This is a genomic window from Apilactobacillus quenuiae, from assembly GCF_002994005.1.
GTDB classification, from domain to species: domain Bacteria; phylum Bacillota; class Bacilli; order Lactobacillales; family Lactobacillaceae; genus Apilactobacillus; species Apilactobacillus quenuiae.
The window spans coordinates 271,155-292,388 of sequence record NZ_POSN01000003.1 but is presented as its reverse complement, the minus strand read 5'-3'; the positions used below and the strand labels follow the sequence as shown (position 1 = coordinate 292,388).

Sequence of the window (21,234 nt, the reverse complement as noted above, 5' to 3'; positions counted from 1 at the left end):
TAACTATAAGTTATCTCAGTAAAATTATTAATTTTATGCATTTTCAGTAACAAATGGCATTAAGCCCATGATACGAGCACGTTTAATAGCTAAAGTAACACGACGTTGGTTCTTAGCACTTGTTCCAGTAACACGACGTGGTAAAATCTTACCTCTTTCTGAAACAAAACGTCCTAACAATGCGATGTCTTTGTAATCGATGTAATCGATGTGGTTGGCTGCGATAAAGTCAACTTTGCGACGACGACGGCCGCCACCTCTTCTTTGTTGTGGCATTAAAATTCCCTCCCCTATTATCTACTCATTAGAATGGTAAATCATCATCGGAAATATCAATTTGATCACCAGAATTAGCAAATGGATCAGATGAATTATTATTATTATTCATGTTGTTTCCATTACTTCCACCATTATTTGATGAATTGTTATTTTGGTTATCAAACGGATTGTTATTTCCTGAATGATTTTGAGGAGCACCATTGTTGTTGCTACCATTATTTGCAGAACGAGGTTCTAACAAAGCAAAGTTTTCAACAACTACTTCAGTAACATAAACTCTTTGACCTTGTTGATTTTCGTAATTTCTTGTTTGAAGACGTCCATCAATTCCAACCAAAGCACCTTTATGAGTGAAGTTAGCAAAGTTTTCAGCAGATTTACGCCAGATAACACAGTTAATAAAATCTGCTTCTCTTTCACCATTTTGGTTAGTAAATCTACGATCAACAGCTAAGGTAAAATTACCCACGGCAGCACCGTTTGGAGTGTATCGCAAATCAACGTCCCGTGTTAATCTACCCGTTAAAGTTGTACGATTAATCATGCTGAAAGTACTCCTCTCTTTTTAAAAAACAATAAATTTTTAAATTATCTTCTTACGATCATGTGACGTAAAATGTCGTCACTGTATTTTGATTGACGATCAAATTCGTCTAATGCTGTTTTTTCAGCAGTAGTTAAGTTAATAACGTGGTATACACCTTCGTTATAACCACCAATTTCAAATGCGAAACGGCGTTTTGACCAGTCTTTTGAGTCAATTAGCTTAGCACCATTGTCAGTTAAAACCTTGTCGAATCTAGCAACTAAATCATTTTTAGCGCCTTCTTCTAAATCTGGACGAATAATGTAAGTAATTTCATATTTATGTTCTTCCATGAATTACACCTCCTTGTGGACTTTAGACCCTCATAATTGAGAGTAAGGAGTATAAGTTTTATAACTAATACTCACGTTCAATTAGTTTACCATCAAAAATCATTTTATTCAATACAATACGGGAAATTGTTTACGATACATATATAGATACGGCAATAAAAAGCATTTATTTTAAAAATTAATAATTTTGGATAATTCAGGTCCTCGATTCATTAAAATATGACCAGTTCCATTTTTGGAAAAAGCAATACCTTCAAATTCACGCTTAGTTTTAAAACAAGTAGTATGAACATCATTAGGTTTCAATCGACCTAATTTTTTAATTGGAATTGATGATATTATTCCATCAGAAACAAAATATAATCGATTACTTTTAGGATTATAGCCCAATCCCTGGGTATGAAAACCAGGTCCATTTAAAATTCCTTGTTTAATAACATTAAAATGAACTCTATTACCCAAAATTTTCCCCTTAAAAATAACAATTCTACCAGCTGATCTTTTATTGGGTAAATATTTAATGTAAGTATACATATTACCATGTTTATCAAAAGTTAATTCGTTACTAAGATTATAACTAGAGCTAAATTTAAAATGAATTTTCTTAATTGGTGAGAAAGTTTTTAAACTAGCCCTTACTAAGGTTGCTTTATGTCCATTCACTCCCATCAAAATATACCAAAGTGTATTATTTTTAGGATTGTAAGCTAGCGATTGACCATGCCCAACATTAATTTTGGGACCAAATTTGATTGCTGCTCTAATTTTTGGATTATGCTTAATTCCACGACGAATTGCATCCATGTTATTCATGTTTAATTTAAGTTTATATAGTTTCCATAAATCGTATCTTACAATATTACTAGTACCATTATTTTTACCATGTACCTTATTAGAATACATAATAAAAGCAAAATGACCATCAGGACTCTTAGTGATACTTTGTGGATTACCCATATCAGCACTTTTACGTCTAGATACTGGCAAATAAAAATCGGTTTTACCATTTTGTTTAAAATTTCCTGATTTAAATAATAACTTTTGTGGATATTTTTGATAAGTTTTTGAAGAATAGTAACCGTGACTATGTCCATAATTATATTTATGCAAATGAAAATAACTTCTATTTTTAACAAAATTAACAGCTTTGCCACTTTTCACGGCTACAGACTTTTGATGATATTCTTTTACTTTAGCGTTAATGTCTATACTTCCAAAAGCTAGTAAGCAAAGAAAAGCAACAAAGATAACGCGTTTATGATTAATAATTAATTTTCTCCCATTCATTTAAAAATGATTAAAACTCATAATTTCAGGTGATCTATTTAATAGTAAATAACCTCTACCCGTTCTAGTAAATGCCAAGCCTTCGAATTCCCGACGAGTTAGAAATTTAGTATCACGAATATCATGATTTTTAAGATGGCCTAGCTTATTAACCGGCGCCGACAAAATTCCACCGTCAGAAACAAAATACAAACGATTATTTTTAGGATTATATGATAAAGACTGGGTTAAATATCCAGGCGCATGACGAATGCCCTGCATAATCATTTTAAAATGAACTTTATGATGGGATATATATCCCTTGCTAATTCTTAATGTGCCATTTTTAATTGCACCGTTCCCACTGGTTCTAGTATAAGTATACAAGTTACCATGTTTATCAAAAGCAAGTTCATTACTTAATGAATAATCTGAACTATAATGAAATTTAATAATTTGCACTGGCTTTAAAGTTTTCATACTTAATTCTTCCAACTTAGCATGCTTATTCATAATCCCCATGTTAATAAACCATAGACGATGAGTTTTATAATTGTAGCTAAGGGATTGACCATGGCCATTTTGAATAATGGGGCCAAATTTAACCGCAGCATGAATTTGTTTTTTAGTTAAAACAGGATGTTTATAATTAACGCCCATCTTATTTAACTTAAATAGATCATATCTAACAACTTCTCTTGGATACATCACAAAAGCAAATTTACCACTAGGTGTAATTACTAAGCTTTGTGGGTTCCAACGACGATGTTTAGAATCTCTTCTAGCGCTAGTTAAAAAGAATAGTGTTTTTGCATATGTTCGATAGTTACCCCCATAAGATTTAATATGATTATGAGTATGACGATAACCTCGATGATAATGTTTATGGTAATCTTTTCGAGTATAGTTATGATTATGTACATATTTAAATTTAGAAACCCTAAACTTTTTAAGTGCTACACCATGTTGATTATAAACTTTTACTTTAGCATTAGTACTAATAGAAAACGCTAGTAAAAACATTATTAATATAAAACATGGTATCAAAATTTTTTGTTTAAAATTATGCATTATTTTATTCCTTTAAAATATATTTATATCTATTATAAAACTAATATAAATTAAAAAAAATACGGAATCATAATAGATTCCGTATTTCTTATTATATTTTTAATTGATTTAGCCATTTAATCGTTTCAGGATTGGAATGATCTAAGAATAGACTCTTATCTAAATCCAAATTGCTGATTTTTTTCATTTCATCAGCAGTTAATTCAAAGTCCCAAATATCAATATTTTCTTTCATACGTTCAATATGCGTAGATTTAGGGATTATTACAACTCCACTTTGCGCCAAAAATCTTAAAGCTACTTGAGCAGCGGATTTATTATATTTATCACCAATTGAAGTTAATGTCTCATTATTGAAGAAATCATTTTTTCCTTCCGCAAATGGAGCCCATGACTCGATTTGGGTATCATTTTCATGCATGTATTTTCTTAAAGCTTTTTGTTGATTGAAAACATGGGTTTCAACTTGGTTCACTGCTGGTTTAACTTCATTATTCATAATAAAATCAACATATTTAGCAGGATCTAGATTAGATACCCCAATAGCTCTAATTTTACCATCATTATATAATTTTTCTAAAGCATGGTAAGCACTGTAATAATCGGCAACTGGTTGGTGAATTAAAACTAAATCCAGATAGTCTGTTTTTAATTTCTTTAACGACTCATTTACTGAAGCTAAAGTTCTTTCGTAGCCAAAATTACTAATCCATACCTTTGTAGTAATAAAGATATCTTTTCTAGCGATACCACTTTCAGCAATTGCATCACCGACTGCACCTTCATTTTTATAACCTTGAGCGGTATCAATTGCACGATAGCCTACTGATAAAGCATCTTTAACGGCTTGTTTACATTGTTCATAATCAGGAACTTGGTAAACACCAAAGCCCTCTTGGGGCATTAAAACATCATTATTTAATTTTACGTTTGGAACTTGTACCATTGAAATTACCTCCTAATTAATGTTTTAATATCATATCACCTTCATGTAACATGAAGGCAAGTAAGGAGACTCAATATGGAAATTAAAGAGATTGCCAAAGCTGTTGGCTTAAATGAAAACACGATTAGATACTATTCTGATCATGGTTTAGTACCCAATGTCAAAAGAGATAAAAATAATCATAGAATTTTTAGTAAAGAATCTATTAATTGGTTAGTTGGTGATAAAAGGATGCGTGAAGCTGGCATGTCGATTGATGAATTAAAAAGATATGTAACATTATGTTTAGAAGGATCAATCACAATTCCAGAAAGACGTCAGATTATTAAAAAATTAAATCAAAATGCGCACAATCAATTATTGGAAGCACAAAAAAGAGTAAAATATTTATCAAAAAAAGAACATCTTTATGAAGAAAGTATGAAAAATGGTAATAATGATATATTAAATCCGAAAAGATGGTAAAAAGCACTTCCCAATTATCTACTGAGAAGTGCTTTTTTAATAACTAATAGCTCTTTTATCATCATGGCTACGATGAATGTTTATTTTATTAATATCCATATTTGTTTTTTTGCCAGTCCATGGATCATTATAAAACAATTTATTTTTGGTAAAACCTGTAATCGTTATTGCATGATTAGGGAAACCGTCTACGTTTGCCACCCAAATTACAATTGGATGCTGATGATTTTTTAAATATAATTTTAAATATCCTGTACTTTTACCTGTTAAATTAATACTAGAACCAACATACTTATGAACTAGTTTCATCAATGCTGGTGGATAAACATACCAACCTTTTTTTGAATAAGGACTACCTACAAATCCTTTATTTGGATTAGTACTACGTGGCATCTGATTGGCCATATAGGTTTTAGTATATTTTTTACCAGTAGCATAATTGATCATCATTGTAACTGCTGTAATTTCACAACCGGTTGGCAATTGTGGGCGTTGATGAATTAAAGGAACATTATTCAATTTAAATGATGAATAATCTAAAGCAGAATTATTAATCCAGCCCTCATCTTTACCATTATGTATAATATGAGCATATTTTCCTAATTGTGTATTTTCAAATTGAGTTACATGAACCCATTTATTGATTAAAATTTTACTATTATGATAGCTTTTAATGTTATTTTGATTGGTGTTATAAGCACCATTTTTATAAAGGCTACGATTCTTTCTAACAACAGTATTAAAATTAGTGGATTGTTTTGAAAAAGCTCTAAAGTATTTATGTTTTTTAACCTTTTGGGCATGATTTTGATTATTAGAATCATTTTTGTTCGATTGGTCATCATTATTAGGCTGATTACTGTTATTATCAGCAACTGAATTAGAATTATTATTAGATTCTGCTGAGACAGCACTTTCTGAATTATTAACACTAGAACTAGTGTTTACATCATCCGCACTAACATTTGGTGATTGCAAAAATATAAGAATTAGTAGTATAGGAACAACTACCAAAAAGCCAAAATGAATTTTATTTTTCATATTTATTCTTCCTTATTAAAATATTTATTTATAATTATAACACTAAAAAAGTGTTAAAATATAATTGTAATTTAATGTTATTTTAAGAAAGAAGGAAAATTTATGTCAAAATTAAAAAAATGGATGCTTCCATTTGCAACATTACTTTTAATTATGTCATTCGGGGGAATATCCGTACATACAATTCATGCCAAAGAAAACATTTATCAAAATCCAAAACGCTATTATCAAATTTCTGACAAACAAATCAAACCGGTTGGAAAAGTTGGCTATACAGTAAAAGTTGGTTATGAAGGTATCAAAACAGTCAAAATAATGCGTAGATTAGGTATTAATATGGGTCCTATTGGAACTGGACATTATGAATATAACTACGCAACCAAAAATGCTGTTATGAATTTTCAAAAGAAACACCACCTAAAGGTTACTGGTGATGTCGATGTAAACACATGGGTTAAATTAGGTTTCCCAAGATGGCAATTTTACAGTATTGATAAATATGTAGCTCCTTTAGGTGCAAAAATTACTCAAGGTAGAGAAGCACATATTAATGCTGCTATCAAACAAGCATATAAGTATTTAGGTAAGCCATATATTTATGGAGCATCTTCAAGTCCTAATTATGGAAATGATTGTTCTGGATTGGTTGTACAAGCCTTATACGCTGGTGGAATTAATCCTAAACCAGTTAGTGCTATTCAACATGCCCACCCTGGTAATGAATGGAACTCACGTAAACTATGGGCAACCAACAAATTTAAATTTGTACCATTCGGTCAACGCAAACGTGGTGACTTAATCTTTTATTATGAACCAGGTACTAAGACCATTTGGCATGTTGCATTATATTTAGGTAAAGATAGAATCATTGAAAGTTGGCCTCCAAGAGTTCAAGTATCAAGTATTTATGCTAGATCCACTCACACTGGATATGTAGCTCGTCCATGGATTGAAAAATAATAATTTTAAGACATAGTTAATAGCTATGTCTTTTTTATTTACATTTATGTCTACCTTTTTATTTGAAACTATAATCAAGCAATCTTAGAATTGAATATATAAGAGGTCTTTATATATGTATATTAAAAATAATATTTTCAAGTTATTGAGTTTATTTTTAGGTCTTGTCATAATTGTTTTTTGTGGTTACGGAATAAATAATATTAATGTTAATGCCAGCATTCCAGCCACCTACTACAATGAAAGGCAGTTAAGAAAATTAGGTTTCAATAAGGAAAACAAAATGCCTAAACAATTTTGGGGTAACTGGTATAACGCTGAAAAAGATGATCATGGAGCCGCTAACTCAAAACATGTCCCTTTTATTATTTTAAAATCTGTAATAAATAATCACATAATTAAACGAATTACTTTAGGTGATGTTTATAATACTGAACACTCTTTAAAATACTTAAAATTGAACCATAAAACTGATGATTACAATTTTGGTCTAAGAATCAATAAGAAAATGATTCACGCTAAGGTATTGATTGGTAATAAATATAAAAATATTAAAGTGCTACCAATATATGAAGGTCGAGAATACGGTTTATGGTACTTATCAGTTAAGCATAATCGCTTAAGTCTAAGTGATGCTATTCCTAATAAAAATACAAAACGACGTTTAACTTTACCAAAGAAAACTACTATGACTACTTGGTATTACCGTAATGTTAATAATGCTAAAAAACATTACAGAATCTATTAAAAAATAAGCTAGTGATTTAATAAAATCACTAGCTTATTTTTTTGTTTAATTATTCTTTTGTAGTTTCATCTTTAGAACCTGATGATTCATTATCTTTTTTATCTTTTTCATCATTTGCTTCTTCTGCTTCATTGGAAACCTTAGCAACTGTTGATACTCTTGAATTTTCATCAATTTTAATTAAATGAACTCCTAAAGTAGCACGACCAGTTTGTGAAACATCAGCAACATTGAATCTAATCATAACACCTTCGTCAGTAACTAACATAATATCTTCGTCACCTTTAACGGTTGTTAAACCAGATAATGGACCATTCTTTTCCGTTACATTCACGGTCTTGATACCTTTTCCACCACGGCCTTTGATTTGATATTCAGAAGCAGGAGTTTGTTTCCCATATCCTTTTTCTGAAATAACAAAGACATTGTCATCTGGATTTAAGACATCAGCACCAACAACATAATCTTTATCTCTTAAACGAATTCCACGAACTCCAGTCGCAGATCGTCCCATTGAACGAACATCAGATACTTTAAAGCTGACACAGTAACCTAAATGGGTCCCAATAATAATGTTTTGGTTTTCATTAACGGTAGAAACGCGCATCAATTCATCTTTATCTTTTAGATGAATTGCTTTTAGCCCGTTACTACGGATATTCTTGAACTCATCAACTGAAGTACGTTTTACAGTTCCTTGAAGGGTAGTGAAGAACAAGTCTTTATCATCATAGTTTTCATTTTCACTAATAGTAATAACTGCTTGAACTTTTTCAGCATTTTCAATTCCTAATAAGTTAATGATTGGAAGACCCTTAGCAGAACGACCATATTCTGGGATTTCATAACCCTTCATACGGTAAACCTTACCTTGATTAGTGAAGAACAATAGTGTGTGATGGGTCGTTGTTGAAACTAAATGTTCAATGAAGTCATCATCATGAACACCCATTCCTTGAACTCCACGACCACCACGATTTTGACTCTTAAATTCTGAAGTAGCAGTACGTTTAATGTATCCATTATGAGTTAAGGTAATCATAATGTCTTCTTCAGCAATAAGATCTTCATCTTCAATGCTTAGAACTTCACCAACACGTAATTCAGTCTTACGATCATCACCAAATTTATGTTGAATTTCCATTAATTCTTCATAAATAATTTCATTGATTTTTTCACGGCTTGCAAGGATTTCTTTATAATGACTAATGCTCTTTAATAATTCATCATGTTCACTAGCAATCTTGTCACGTTCTAGTCCAGTTAAACGAACTAAACGCATATCTAAGATAGCTTGTGATTGTTTATCTGATAAATCAAATTCATCCATCAATTGCTTCTTAGCAACCGCTGAAGTTTGTGATTCACGGATAATTGTAATCACACGATCAATATTATCTAAAGCAGTAATTAAACCAGCTAAAATATGTGCACGGTTTTCAGCCTTTTTTAATTCGTATTCAGTACGACGTTTAATGACACTAACTTGATGTTCTAGATAGTATTGAAGAATTTCTTTTAAGCTTAGAATTCTTGGCGTTCCATCAACAATGGCTAGCATGTTAAAGCTAAAGCTAGTTTGCATTAAGGTCATTTTGTATAAATTATTTAATACAACTTGTGCTGAAGCATCACGTTTAACATCGATGACAATCCGCATACCTTCACGGTCAGATTCATCGTTAATATCTGAAATACCATCAATTCGTTTATCACGAACTAAATCAGCAATTCGTTCAATTAACTTTGCTTTATTTGTCATGTATGGAATTTCAGTTGCGATAATACGTTGTTTACCGTTTTTATTTTCTTCAATATCAGTTTTAGCACGTAAAATAATGCTACCTTTACCAGTCTCGTAAGCCTTTCTGATACCAGATTTACCTAGCACAACTCCACCAGTAGGAAAGTCAGGTCCAGGTAATGCTTCCATTAACTCAGCAGTTGTTGCATCTGGATTTTCCATTAAAATATGCAATGCTGAAATAACTTCATTTAAATTATGTGGTGGAATGTTAGTAGCCATTCCAACCGCAATTCCTGAAGCACCATTAACTAATAAGTTAGGGAATCTTGAAGGTAGAACTTCTGGTTCACGTTCACTACCATCAAAGTTATCTTGGAAATCAACTGTATCTTTGTTGATATCACGTAACATTTCCATCCCAATCTTACTTAATTTAGCTTCGGTATAACGCATAGCGGCAGCTCCGTCACCATCGACAGAACCAAAGTTACCATGTCCATTAACTAATGGGTAACGATAACTGAAGTCTTGTGCCATACGCACCATTGAACCATAAACCGCACTGTCACCATGGGGATGATACTTACCTAAAGTATCACCAACAACTCTGGCTGACTTACGGAATGGTTTGTCTGGGGTTAAACCTAGTTCACGCATATCATATAAAATTCTTCTATGGACTGGTTTCATACCATCTCTAACATCAGGTAAAGCACGTGCAACAATAACACTCATTGCATAGTCTAAAAATGATGTTTTCATTTTTTCAGATAAGTCAACATTTTCAATACGATGACTTGATAAATCTTCATTATTGGCCAATGTATTTGCCTCCATTCATGGTCGTTATAACATAATGTTTCATGTGAAACATTTTAACTAAACATCCAAGTTTTCAACGAATGTTGCGTTTTCTTCAATGAATTTACGACGTGGTTCTACTTTATTCCCCATCAACATATTGAAAACTCCAGCTGCATTTTCAGCATCCTTAGTTTCAACTCTTTGCAAGCGACGGTTTTCTGGGTTCATAGTAGTATCCCATAATTGTTCAGCATCCATTTCACCAAGACCTTTATAACGAGAAATACTTGGCTTAGGTGATGCTGGCAATTCAGCTTTCCATCTATCTAGTTCGTCATCATTAGCAACATATCTGATCATTTTACCTTGTTGCAGGCGATACAAAGGTGGTTGTGCAATATATACATATCCAGCATCAAGTAGCGGACGCATGTAGTTGTAGATCAAAGTTAAAAGTAGTGCTTGAATATGGGCACCATCAACATCAGCATCGGTCATGATAATTAATTTATGATAATGAACATTATTAATATCAAAATCATTACCAAAACCAGTTCCCATTGCAGTAAACATGGATCTGATTTCTTCATTAGCTAATATCTTATCCATTGATGCTTTTTGCACATTTAGAATTTTACCTCTAATTGGCAAAATAGCTTGCGTTAAACGAGAACGACCTTGCTTAGCAGATCCACCAGCAGAGTCCCCTTCGACAATGAATAATTCAGAAATCTCTGGATCCTTACTAGTATTATTGGCTAATTTACCAGGAAGACTACTAATTTCTAGACCAGATTTCTTTCTAGTTACTTCACGAGCGCGCTTTGCAGCAGCACGTACTCTAGATGCTAAGGAACCCTTATCAACAATTTGCTTTCCTAACTTAGGATTTTCCATTAAGAATTTAGAGAAATGCTCTGAAAAAATATGATCAGTAGCAGTTCTAGCATCAGAATTACCTAATTTAGTCTTAGTTTGACCTTCAAATTGAGGATTTGGATGCTTAACACTAATAACAGCAGTTAAACCTTCACGCACATCAGGTCCTGTTAAGTTAGCATCCTTTTCTTTTAATAAGTTATTCTTTCTAGCATAGTCATTAACTGCACGAGTTAAAGCACGCTTGAATCCTTCTTCATGTGTTCCACCTTCAATAGTATGAATATTGTTAGTGAAAGTTCGAAGCTCACTATGATAGTCATCAGTGTATTGCAAAGCCACTTCAACTGAAATGCCATTTTCCTTACCTTCAACATAGATAGGTTCTGGGAAAATTGGTTCTTTATCCTTATCGATGAATTCAACGTAATGTTTGATTCCACCTTCATATAGGAAATTTTCTTCAGTTGGCTCTGCTGGACGATTATCACGCAGTGAAATTTTTAGGCCTTTATTTAAGAAAGCTAGCTCACGAATACGAGCAGTTAGAGTTTTAACATTATAAGTAGTTGTTTCTGTAAAAATATCTGGATCTGGTGTGAAATGGACTTTAGTTCCGTGATTATCAGGATCATCATTCCCAATAAATTTCATTGGGGTCTTAACATGGCCTCTAGAAAAGTCCATGTAATATTGTTTACCATCACGAGTAACTGTTACATCTAGTTCAGTGGATAATGCGTTTACTACTGAGGCACCAACCCCATGTAAACCACCAGAAACTTTATATCCACCACCACCGAACTTACCTCCGGCATGTAAGATAGTGAAAACAGTTTCCAATGCGGGTTTCCCAGTCTTCTTTTGAATATCAACTGGGATACCACGACCATCATCGACAACTGTAATACTGTTGTCTTTTTCAATTGTTACATGAATTGAATCAGCAAATCCTGCCAATGCTTCATCAATTCCGTTATCAATGATTTCCCAAACTAAATGGTGTAGTCCTTGCACACTAGTTGAACCTATGTACATTCCTGGACGTTTACGAACGGCTTCTAGGCCTTCTAGAACTTGAATTTGACTGGCATCATATTCGTCAGTCTTTCTTCTTTGTTCTGCTTTTTCCTTATCAGTCAACTTTATTCCTCCTAAAAAGAAATCACTTTTCTTCTGAGACGGTTCCACTTTCAATATTAAAAATCTTAGGATCTGAAATTAATTCACGCGCAATTCCACTTAAACTCGTGGTTGTTAAGAAGGTTTGAACTTTATCTTGAATTGATTTTAATAGGTGTGTTTGACGACTATCATCTAATTCAGATAACACATCATCCAATAATAAAATTGGATATTCATGCGTTTCTTCCTTCATTAAATCAATTTCAGCTAATTTAACTGAAAGGGCTGAGGTTCTTTGTTGTCCTTGCGAACCAAAAGTAGAAACGTCTTTTTTATTGATGATAAATTGTAAATCATCACGATGTGGGCCATATAAACTATTGCCTTGCCTAATCTCTTTGTTGCGATTATCAGTATATAAATTAAGTAATCCATTATAAATGCTATCAACATTAGTTAGTTGTTTTTTCTTTAAAGCACAAACATATTTAAACTGTAATTTTTCTTTATCTTGTGAAATTTCAGCATGAATATTTGATGCCCAAACTTCTAACTTTTTCAATAAATCAATTCTTTGAAAAATAATCTTAGAACCATAAGCAGCTAGTTGATCAGATAAAACTTCTAAATATAATTGATCATTAGCTTCTTGCATTTGTAACTTTTTTAGATAATTATTACGTTGTTTTAAAATTTTTCTATATTGGGCATTGTCATAAAGATATTGATTACTCATCTGACCAAATTCCATATCCATAAAACGACGACGAACACTTGGCGCACCCTTAACAATTGATAAATCTTCTGGCGCAAACAAAATCACATTGAGCTCACCAACATAAGATGAAAGTTTTGCTTGTTCCAAATGATTAACCTTAGCACGCTTGCCCTTTTTACCTAAATCAATCTCTAACTTAGTATCTCCCAAATGTTTAGCAACATTACCATAAATTTGTGCTGCATCTGCTTGCCACTCAATTAGATCACGATTATTGCTAGTACGATGACTACGGGTTAAAGCTAAAACATAAATCGCTTCTAACATATTAGTCTTACCTTGTGCATTGTTACCAAGTAAAACGTTGATTCCTGGTGAAAATTGCATGTTGACGTCATCATAATTACGAAAATGGTGTAATTCTATTTCTTTTAATTTCATAGATTTAGCCTACTTTTTACGGATAAAAAATAACCCTACATCCATTACCTCAACATTATCACCATCATATAGCTTTTTACCACGACGGTTTTCAGGTTCATCATTCAACATAACTTGATGTTCTTTCAAATACCATTTTGCTTGTCCGCCGGAAGAAACAACGTCTTCTTCTTTTAATAATTGGCCTAATGTAATATATTCAGTACTGATGAAAACACTCTTCTTCAAAACTTCACCCACCTTTTCTTACTTCTCCTATTATACCCTTTTATAGGGTAAAAGTATAGATAATAGGCCATTATTAGCTCATATAAGCATTTTACATTACATTAGATAAAACATACTATTTCTCAACAAAATCGCTCAAAAAGCTCTTATTTTAAAAATGGCAATAAAAAATGCTTATCAATAGGATTGATAAGCATCATTATTTTATAAATATTTAAGTTCTTTTGGTGTATGGGTAAATGGTTCACATCCATTTTCAGTAACATGAACACAATCTTCAATTCTAACCCCAGCAAATCCAGGCACATAAATTCCTGGTTCAATTGAGAAACACATTCCTGGTTTCAATTCCATCTTGTTACCTTCCATAATTGATGGAAATTCATGTTCTGACATTCCCATACCATGACCAAGACGGTGAATGAAGTATTCACCATAGCCTGCTTTATCAATAATATCACGAGCAACTTTATCAACTGATTCAGCAGTGACACCTGGTTTTACATAATTCATAGCAGTTAATTGAGCATCTAAACAAACATTATAAATATCTTTTTGTTTATCAGATAACTTACCAACCGCAACCGTTCTTGATGAATCTGAAATATAACCTTGATGAACAGTTCCTAAATCAAATAGAACCATTTCATTATTTTTAATTAGATTATCACCAGTTGCGCCATGCGGTTCAGCCGCATGGGCACCAGCTTGAACTAAAGTGTCAAAGCTCATTTCCATAACACCCTTAAGCTTTAGTGCATATTCTAATTCCGCCATCACTGTTGATTCTGGTTTACCAGCTTTAACAGCTTCAAACCCCTTCTTAAACGCGTAATCAGCTTCACGACCCGCAGCATCTAATTTTTCAATTTCATCTGGTGATTTAATCAAACGCATACTATTCATGAAATCAGTCACATCAGTGGTAAACGAAACATCTAGGACTGATTGCAATTCATTCAAACGACTGATTGTTAAGTTATTCATTTCTAGGCCAGCCTTTTTAGGGTTAGCGTTGCGTTCTTTAACGTGTTCAGCAATCATTGCCCAAGGATTTTCATGATCTAAGTATCCATATACGTCATATGAAAAACCAGTATCCTTAATTGCTTCTACTTCCAAAGCAGGCGCAAACATAAATGGTGCTTTGTCTGGAAAGATAACCAGTGCGAGCACTCTTTCTACCGGGTCACTAAAGAATCCAGTTAAATATTGAATGGTCTTAGGATCACTCAAATATGTAAAATCCAATCCTTGCTTATAAGTCCAGTTTTGAACTTGTTCTAACTTAGTCATTAAAATCCCCTCCTATATAAAATATTCTAGTTCATTTAACGTCTAATGAAAATAGATTAATTAGAAAATTATGAAAACAAATTAAATGTTTTTAATTTTACTGATAAAATAGAAAATGTATTACATTAAAAATTATATAAAAAATGGCGGTGAAATCTTTGAAAATTGATGAGCACTTAGAATGGTTAATTAAATTTTACAAACAAAGAAATTGGTATAATTATTCTCCATTTGTCAGAATGAATTACTTAAATGAAGAACAAGGTGAATTAAGTCGGGCAATTAGAACACTGGAAGTTGGTAGAGACCATCCCAGTGATCCTAAACGTAATCCAGCACAAAAAATGGATAATTTAAAGGAAGAACTAGCTGATAATTTAGATCAAATTTTAATGTTATGTGATATGTATAATATTAAACCTGAAGAGTTAATGAAATATAGTGAAAATAAATTTAAAGATCGATTTAAAAAATAAAAAAGATTCGGGCAATATTGCTCGAATCTTTTTTAGATAATTTATTAAAACTATTTAGCTTCACGATGTGGATCATTTCTATAGATACTATAAATAATAATCGCTGCAATTCTAAGCGCAAAAGCTAATAATCCAATAATAAGCATTGGTGTTCCACCAGAACTAATATTGTGACCAACATATTGTCCATTTTCAGATATTGATTTTATAAGTTTAGAAAAAAGAACATATGACATTAATAAACCAACAATATTGATTCCACTAGAACATAACATTAAAATTGGACCAACTTTAGGAATAGTAGTCTTTTTATTTAAAACTAGAATAGTTAATATAATTAATGCTATATCTAGACAACCAAATATGTAATTAACAAGATTTACTAAGGGAATACATAAAATAATTGCTATAACCATACTAGCAGTGATTAACCCTGATCCTTGTGATTTTTCTTCATCCATATAAATTCTCCTTAATTTTTTAATAAGTATAACATCAAAAATTACAAATTAGAATTTTTAATAAATGTAATAAATGTACGAATTGTTTTCGATTGTTGCTTTTGATCTTGCCAAGCAATAATTGAAGATAAACGCAAATAAGGTATTAATGGAATAAATTTTAGATGATCAAAGTTTTGATTCAATTTCAAACAAATTATAACTCCATTATTATTTTGAGCTAACATAGCAGCATTATATATTAAATTATATCTAGCCCAATTTCTCATTTGATTGGCATATTTACCAGACCAATCTGCTAACTTAGACTGAACAACTCTATCTAAAATTGTTATTACAGGTTTTCCAACAAGATCACCCGGTTTAATAGATTCATAATTAAAAAATTTTGATTGATCTGAAACTAAAATTCCCCACTCTTCTTTTTTCTTCATTCTAATAAAATCATATTTTCCAGTGCTAACAGGTTCCAAAAATAATCCGATATCAATCAATCCCTGATCAAGCCATTGATTAATATCATCATTATCGCCACTATGTATATAAAATTTTACATTAGGATATTTAAGTCTGAAATCATGAATAACTTTAGCTAAAGACTCAAAGCTTCTTAATTCACAACAACCAATCGAAATTGTCCCTGACATATTTTCATTATTATTTACATCATCTTTTGCCTTTTCAGTTAAAGATATTATTTCTTTTGCTCTTCTTAAAAAAATAATACCTTCGCTAGTTAATTTTAAATTATGTTGATTACGTATAAAAAGTTTTACACCTAAATCTTCTTCTAAAGAATTGATTTGTCTAGACATAGTTGGCTGCGTAACATGTAAAATTTTTGAAGCTTTAGTAAAATTTTTTTCTTCGGCAACCATTATAAAATATTCAAGAACCCTAGTATCCATTTTCCCACTTCCATTATTCATTTTTTGTATAACTAACAATATAATATAAGCATTTCAAATTATTAGCAACTTGATATATTATTTTATTTACAAATTTAATAAGGAAGTGGATTTATGAAAAATGTATTAGTTGTATCTGGTCATCCAGAATTAGAAAATGAATCTGTTGCAAATAAAAATATATTGAATAATTTAGAAAAGTTAATGCCAAATGCCGAATTTGATTACTTAGACAAGCTTTATAGTGATTTTAATATTGACATAAAAGATGAACAATCTAAGCTCCAAAAAAGTGACGTGATTGTATTACAATTTCCTATTTGGTGGTATTCAATACCTTCATTAATGCAAAGATGGTTTGAGCAAACATTTCAACATGGATTTTCTCATGGTAGTTCAGGAAACGAATTAAAAAATAAAAAAATAATCTTGTCTTTTACAAGTGGTGCTAGCAAAGAAATGTATAAAAAAGATGGGTTTATGAAGTATTCTGTTAATGAATTACTATCACCTTTATACGCAACTGCAAATCTATGCGGAATGAAAATTATAGGTGAAGTTTACACCGATAATGTTTCATATTTAGCAAGAGATGATAGTTCATTACTTGAAGATACTAAAGAGAGAACTAAAGAACATGCTGAAAAAGTAGTGGATTTAATTGAAAAGGCATAAAATGATAAAACAAATATTTATAGCTCCATTAAGAGAAAATATTGACAATAACATCATTAATAAAGTTATTAATGAAATGAGAAATATGAAAAGTAAAAATAAAAACATTTTAAATATTAACGTTAATAAGTCTCTAGATATTATGGGAATTAAAAATGCAATTGTTATGATAATCGATTTAAAAGATAAAACTTCTTTAATAGAATTATTAAACAGCAATCTCCATAAAGAAATCAGCAATAAGGTATCTAAAATAATTAAAACTGAGGATATAGTGACTGTACAAATATAGTAAAAAGGAGAAATATTATGAGTGAAATTAAAAATGTAAAACTTAATAATGGTGTGTTAATGCCTCAACAAGGTTTTGGAGTATTCCAAATTACAGACAAAGAATTATGCAAAAAATCAGTAAAAGAAGCATTAAATGTTGGATATCGTGCAATTGACACAGCACAAGCTTACTTCAATGAAAATTATGTTGGAGATGCAATTAAAGAAAGTGATATTGATAGAAAAGATATCTTCTTAACAACTAAAGTATGGCCCAAAAATTATGGATATCAAAATACTTTAGATTCAGTTGAAGAATCAATGAAAAAACTAAACACAGATTATTTAGACTTAGTTATCCTTCATCAACCATTAAATGATTATTATGGAGCATACCGAGCTTTAGAAAAGTTATATGATGAACAAAAAATTAGAGCAATTGGCATTTCAAACTTTAATACAGTACAATATGCAGACTTGGTTATGAATATGAAAGTAGTTCCCGCAATTAATCAAGTGGAAACACACGTATTTAATCAAGAAACAGGACTAAGAGAATACATGGATAAACACAACACGCATATTGAATCTTGGGCACCTTTAGCAGAAGGAAAAAATAATTTTTTTAATAATAATATTTTAAATATGATTGGACAATATCATGAAAAATCAGCTGCACAAGTAGCATTAAGATTCCTTGTACAAAGTGGAATTATTATCATTCCAAAATCTACTCACATTGAAAGAATGAAACAAAATATGGAAGTATGGAACTTTAAATTGAATGATTATGAAATGAAAGCAATTCAAGATCTCGACTTAGATAAAAGTTTATTTTTTGACTATTCAGATCCTAAACAAGTAGAGCGATTAAATAATTTTGAAGTTTAATTGAACAATAAATAATTCTAAAATATTTATGTATTTTAGAAATTGTTTCATGTGAAACACAAAGAAAACTCATTGGATAATTTTCTCTATAATTATTGGGATTATTCTTACAAATTCAAGCTTTATATTAATTTCATATACACTATTTATTAAAAAAGCGATATTTAACTAATGTTAAATATCGCTTTTAATTAATCATCAATAAACTCTGCTGATAAAATATTATTCACAGAAATTAAAACCTTTTTATACTCTTTAGATTTAATACCTTTACTTTCAGTAGCAATAATAAAATCTTGCTCTTTTAAAAAATATGACAAGGATTCTTCTTTGCTTAGCTGATCATTAAATTCTAAACCTTGAATGTCAAAAACTGTTTTTCTAAATCCTGCATTAATGCCAGCTGTTAAGACTAATCTAAGCTCAAATCTTTTTTTATCATCATTCATTAATATCACTATCCTTTAACTTTTCTGATATTGATTATTATAGTTAATTCAATTAAAAATTTAAAATTATATTAATTTATAAAATAATCTTTTTTAATGATTTATTCTTATCGATAATTTCATATAAAAAATATGTTAAGCTAATTAAAATGATATGGTTAAAAAATATACGGAGGTGTTGAAATATATAGATTTATCTTCTATATATACATATGAAAATAAAAAATTTTTTGTTATCAATGATGACGGTTAGTTTATTAATAGTTACTTTGGGTGCTACTAATCATAACGTACATGCAATGACTGCTAGTGATGCTAATCCTAGTAATACTATCTATGATGTATCAGAACATCAAGGTGTTTTTACAGATGCTCAAGTGCAACAATTAAAGTCAGAAATTCCATTTGTTATTTTAAGAGTGCAACAAGGCAGTGAATACTCTGATCATACTTTCCAACAAAATCGTGATTTAATGAATAAGTATGGGGTTCCCTACGGAGTATATTCATTCAGTATGTATGAAAGTCCTGATGATGCCGCAAATGAAGCTCGTACATTATATAATCGAGCTCCTGATGCTAGATTTTATGTAAATGACTATGAATTAAGAACTGTACAATCTGGCGGAGCGGATAATGCAGCGCAAAGTTGGGTTGATACATTACGTCCATTGGTTGGTCAAAGAAAAATTTTATATTATGGTCCAACTTGGTTGATGCTACAAGATACTTCGAATGCAATTAGTTCATATGACGGTTATTGGATACCAAACTATAATGAAACTGAACCAAGTAGAGAACATGTCTTATGGCAATTTGCCAGTGACTTTCATTCCAATGCATTAGGCCAAAATATTGATGCTAGTTTATTAAATTCAAAAGATGTAAATTGGTTCATTGGAGAAACTAATGATACCAATGCACAACCAGTTACTCCTAATAATCAGAATAGCAATAACCAAAATAATAATAATAATAATCAAAGTAATGATAATAATTCTGATCAGTCTCAAACTAAACCTCAACCAAAACCTAAAAATACTAGTTATGTCCAAAAATCTAACAATATGATTATTAAAGATGGTTATGAATATCAAATTTATAATCATGTTCCTAGTGATAATAAGTTCGAAGGTAAAACTTATGCGAAAGCTAGTATTAAGGATTATAAACATAAATCAGTTTATGTAAATTCAATTGCAACTGTTAATGGTAAGACTTATTACCGTATATATTACAAAAATCATGCAATTGGCTGGGTTAATACCAAAGCACTTATCCCAAACGTAAAATATACTAATTACTATAAAACTAAAACTGTAAAGAAAAACACTAAAATTGATTTTTATAATCACATTTCAAACAGTGGTTTTTCAAACGTTAAAGTAACTGCGCATGGTAAAAATTATGCAAATAAAAAGATAAAAGTTACTCGTCGCGCTATCAAAGATGGTTGGAACAGTTATTACTATCAAGCATCTTACCATGGTAAGACACTTGGTTGGATTTACCAAAGTGCGCTTAAATAAGTCAATACAGATAAAAAATGCTACTTTCAATTAAAGTAGCATTTTTATTTTGGCTTAAAATCATAATTATATTATTATATAAAAAAAGAATCTTTAGTTACAATGAGAATTGTAGGAGGGATGCATATGAAATTACGTGATTTTATTACTAGAAATAATGATGTTTTTCATAAAAATTATGACAATTATAAACGTGGAAATGATAGTCAATTATCCAAAAATAAAACTTTAGCTGAGTTAATTCAAAAAGAGATGAAAAAGCAAAGTCTAGTTTCAATCAATCATAAGGTAGATATTGATTACAATAAGTATTCTACAGATATGAAAGTTTACGAATATATCAGATGGCAAACACAAAAAAATCATTTTAGTTTAGCTGATGATATTTTCCAAACCTTCTTTAATCAAAATAATCAATATGAAAACGCAAAAGATAAAATCAGTGAATATCTAATTATCGCCCCTTTCATTAAAGTGCTAGATAATTTATATAAATTAAACGTTATCAACGTTGATAACACTTCACACCATGTGATAGCTAAAAATATTAAATGTCATGCATATCAACCAATGTTGATGCAAAATGGTCCTGATTATACAGTCGAATATAAAAATGATTGGTCAGAAATTTTTCAATCAATTAATGATAAATATTTAAAATAGAAAAAACATCTAGATA

23 protein-coding genes and 1 pseudogene are annotated in these 21,234 nt (G+C 30.8%); 9 read left to right on the top strand and 15 right to left on the bottom strand.

Annotated elements, in window-relative coordinates; genetic code table 11:
* Positions 1-33: 33 nt before the first annotated feature.
* The 6 genes from rpsR to C7N44_RS05610 form a co-directional block, all read right to left on the bottom strand.
* A complete protein-coding gene (gene rpsR, locus C7N44_RS05635; RefSeq protein WP_105956937.1) occupies positions 34-276 on the bottom strand; it encodes a 30S ribosomal protein S18 in 243 nt (80 codons plus the stop codon).
* 28 nt (positions 277-304) lie between these two features.
* Entirely contained in the window at positions 305-823 is a 519-nt protein-coding gene (gene ssb, locus C7N44_RS05630; protein ID WP_105956936.1) for a single-stranded DNA-binding protein, read from the bottom strand.
* Positions 824-867: 44 nt separating this feature from the next.
* Positions 868-1,158 carry a 30S ribosomal protein S6 gene (gene rpsF / locus C7N44_RS05625; protein WP_105956935.1) on the bottom strand — a complete coding sequence of 97 codons (291 nt, stop codon included), beginning with the start codon at positions 1,156-1,158 and terminating at the stop codon, positions 868-870.
* A 171-nt stretch (positions 1,159-1,329) separates the two neighbouring features.
* The gene (locus tag C7N44_RS05620) at positions 1,330-2,445 is read right to left on the bottom strand and encodes a hypothetical protein (RefSeq protein WP_105956934.1); all 1,116 of its coding nucleotides are present in this window, start codon (positions 2,443-2,445) and stop codon (positions 1,330-1,332) included.
* Positions 2,446-3,495 (bottom strand): hypothetical protein, encoded by a 1,050-nt coding sequence (locus C7N44_RS05615; RefSeq protein ID WP_105956933.1) that lies wholly within the window; start codon positions 3,493-3,495, stop codon positions 2,446-2,448.
* 91 nt (positions 3,496-3,586) lie between these two features.
* Complete coding sequence (locus C7N44_RS05610) at positions 3,587-4,399, bottom strand: aldo/keto reductase (protein ID WP_318530505.1); 813 nt, start codon at positions 4,397-4,399, stop codon at positions 3,587-3,589.
* Between the two features lie 117 nt (positions 4,400-4,516).
* Between C7N44_RS05610 and C7N44_RS05605 the strand changes: the two genes are divergently transcribed.
* The gene (locus tag C7N44_RS05605; protein WP_105956931.1) at positions 4,517-4,906 is read left to right on the top strand and encodes a MerR family transcriptional regulator; all 390 of its coding nucleotides are present in this window, start codon (positions 4,517-4,519) and stop codon (positions 4,904-4,906) included.
* Between the two features lie 36 nt (positions 4,907-4,942).
* Here the strand turns inward: C7N44_RS05605 and C7N44_RS08125 are convergent, their stop codons facing one another.
* On the bottom strand, positions 4,943-5,947 hold the full coding sequence (locus C7N44_RS08125; RefSeq protein ID WP_105956930.1) for a C39 family peptidase: 1,005 nt from the start codon (positions 5,945-5,947) through the stop codon (positions 4,943-4,945).
* Positions 5,948-6,151: 204 nt separating this feature from the next.
* Here C7N44_RS08125 and C7N44_RS05595 point away from each other — a divergent pair.
* Positions 6,152-6,907 (top strand): annotated as a pseudogene (locus tag C7N44_RS05595) (C40 family peptidase); the annotation flags it as partial.
* Between the two features lie 115 nt (positions 6,908-7,022).
* The gene (locus tag C7N44_RS05590; protein ID WP_105956928.1) at positions 7,023-7,655 is read left to right on the top strand and encodes a hypothetical protein; all 633 of its coding nucleotides are present in this window, start codon (positions 7,023-7,025) and stop codon (positions 7,653-7,655) included.
* Between the two features lie 49 nt (positions 7,656-7,704).
* Here the strand turns inward: C7N44_RS05590 and gyrA are convergent, their stop codons facing one another.
* The 5 genes from gyrA to C7N44_RS05565 form a co-directional block, all read right to left on the bottom strand.
* Positions 7,705-10,239, bottom strand: coding sequence for a DNA gyrase subunit A (gyrA, locus tag C7N44_RS05585; RefSeq protein WP_105956927.1), 2,535 nt, complete (start codon positions 10,237-10,239; stop codon positions 7,705-7,707).
* Between the two features lie 42 nt (positions 10,240-10,281).
* Positions 10,282-12,228 (bottom strand): DNA topoisomerase (ATP-hydrolyzing) subunit B, encoded by a 1,947-nt coding sequence (gene gyrB / locus C7N44_RS05580; RefSeq protein ID WP_105956926.1) that lies wholly within the window; start codon positions 12,226-12,228, stop codon positions 10,282-10,284.
* A gap of 22 nt (positions 12,229-12,250) precedes the next feature.
* The gene (gene recF / locus C7N44_RS05575; RefSeq protein WP_105956925.1) at positions 12,251-13,369 is read right to left on the bottom strand and encodes a DNA replication/repair protein RecF; all 1,119 of its coding nucleotides are present in this window, start codon (positions 13,367-13,369) and stop codon (positions 12,251-12,253) included.
* A gap of 9 nt (positions 13,370-13,378) precedes the next feature.
* Entirely contained in the window at positions 13,379-13,597 is a 219-nt protein-coding gene (gene yaaA / locus C7N44_RS05570; RefSeq protein ID WP_167387292.1) for a S4 domain-containing protein YaaA, read from the bottom strand.
* 204 nt (positions 13,598-13,801) lie between these two features.
* The gene (locus C7N44_RS05565; protein WP_105956923.1) at positions 13,802-14,893 is read right to left on the bottom strand and encodes a M24 family metallopeptidase; all 1,092 of its coding nucleotides are present in this window, start codon (positions 14,891-14,893) and stop codon (positions 13,802-13,804) included.
* 158 nt (positions 14,894-15,051) lie between these two features.
* On the opposite strand from C7N44_RS05565, the gene C7N44_RS05560 reads away from it, so the two are divergent.
* Positions 15,052-15,369 (top strand): MazG nucleotide pyrophosphohydrolase domain-containing protein, encoded by a 318-nt coding sequence (locus tag C7N44_RS05560; protein ID WP_105956922.1) that lies wholly within the window; start codon positions 15,052-15,054, stop codon positions 15,367-15,369.
* A 50-nt stretch (positions 15,370-15,419) separates the two neighbouring features.
* Here C7N44_RS05560 and C7N44_RS05555 read toward each other — a convergent pair whose 3' ends face one another.
* Both C7N44_RS05555 and C7N44_RS05550 read right to left on the bottom strand, forming a co-directional pair.
* Positions 15,420-15,830 carry a hypothetical protein gene (locus C7N44_RS05555; RefSeq protein ID WP_105956921.1) on the bottom strand — a complete coding sequence of 137 codons (411 nt, stop codon included), beginning with the start codon at positions 15,828-15,830 and terminating at the stop codon, positions 15,420-15,422.
* A gap of 41 nt (positions 15,831-15,871) precedes the next feature.
* Entirely contained in the window at positions 15,872-16,738 is an 867-nt protein-coding gene (locus C7N44_RS05550) for a LysR family transcriptional regulator (RefSeq protein ID WP_105956920.1), read from the bottom strand.
* Between the two features lie 114 nt (positions 16,739-16,852).
* Here C7N44_RS05550 and C7N44_RS05545 point away from each other — a divergent pair, with 114 nt between their 5' ends.
* From C7N44_RS05545 to C7N44_RS05535, 3 genes are read left to right on the top strand one after another with little or no spacing between them, the layout of a single operon-like run.
* Positions 16,853-17,413 (top strand): NAD(P)H-dependent oxidoreductase, encoded by a 561-nt coding sequence (locus C7N44_RS05545; protein WP_105956919.1) that lies wholly within the window; start codon positions 16,853-16,855, stop codon positions 17,411-17,413.
* Between the two features lies 1 nt (position 17,414).
* Complete coding sequence (locus C7N44_RS05540) at positions 17,415-17,705, top strand: hypothetical protein (protein WP_105956918.1); 291 nt, start codon at positions 17,415-17,417, stop codon at positions 17,703-17,705.
* Positions 17,706-17,722: 17 nt separating this feature from the next.
* The gene (locus tag C7N44_RS05535) at positions 17,723-18,577 is read left to right on the top strand and encodes an aldo/keto reductase (RefSeq protein ID WP_225362953.1); all 855 of its coding nucleotides are present in this window, start codon (positions 17,723-17,725) and stop codon (positions 18,575-18,577) included.
* Positions 18,578-18,768: 191 nt separating this feature from the next.
* On the opposite strand, the gene C7N44_RS05530 is transcribed toward C7N44_RS05535, so the two are convergent.
* Positions 18,769-19,026 carry a hypothetical protein gene (locus C7N44_RS05530; RefSeq protein WP_105956917.1) on the bottom strand — a complete coding sequence of 86 codons (258 nt, stop codon included), beginning with the start codon at positions 19,024-19,026 and terminating at the stop codon, positions 18,769-18,771.
* Between the two features lie 212 nt (positions 19,027-19,238).
* Here C7N44_RS05530 and C7N44_RS05525 point away from each other — a divergent pair, with 212 nt between their 5' ends.
* Together C7N44_RS05525 and C7N44_RS05520 are read left to right on the top strand one after the other, a co-directional pair.
* Positions 19,239-20,555, top strand: coding sequence for a GH25 family lysozyme (locus tag C7N44_RS05525; protein ID WP_105956916.1), 1,317 nt, complete (start codon positions 19,239-19,241; stop codon positions 20,553-20,555).
* A 126-nt stretch (positions 20,556-20,681) separates the two neighbouring features.
* A complete protein-coding gene (locus tag C7N44_RS05520; RefSeq protein WP_105956915.1) occupies positions 20,682-21,218 on the top strand; it encodes a hypothetical protein in 537 nt (178 codons plus the stop codon).
* Positions 21,219-21,234 lie beyond the last annotated feature (16 nt).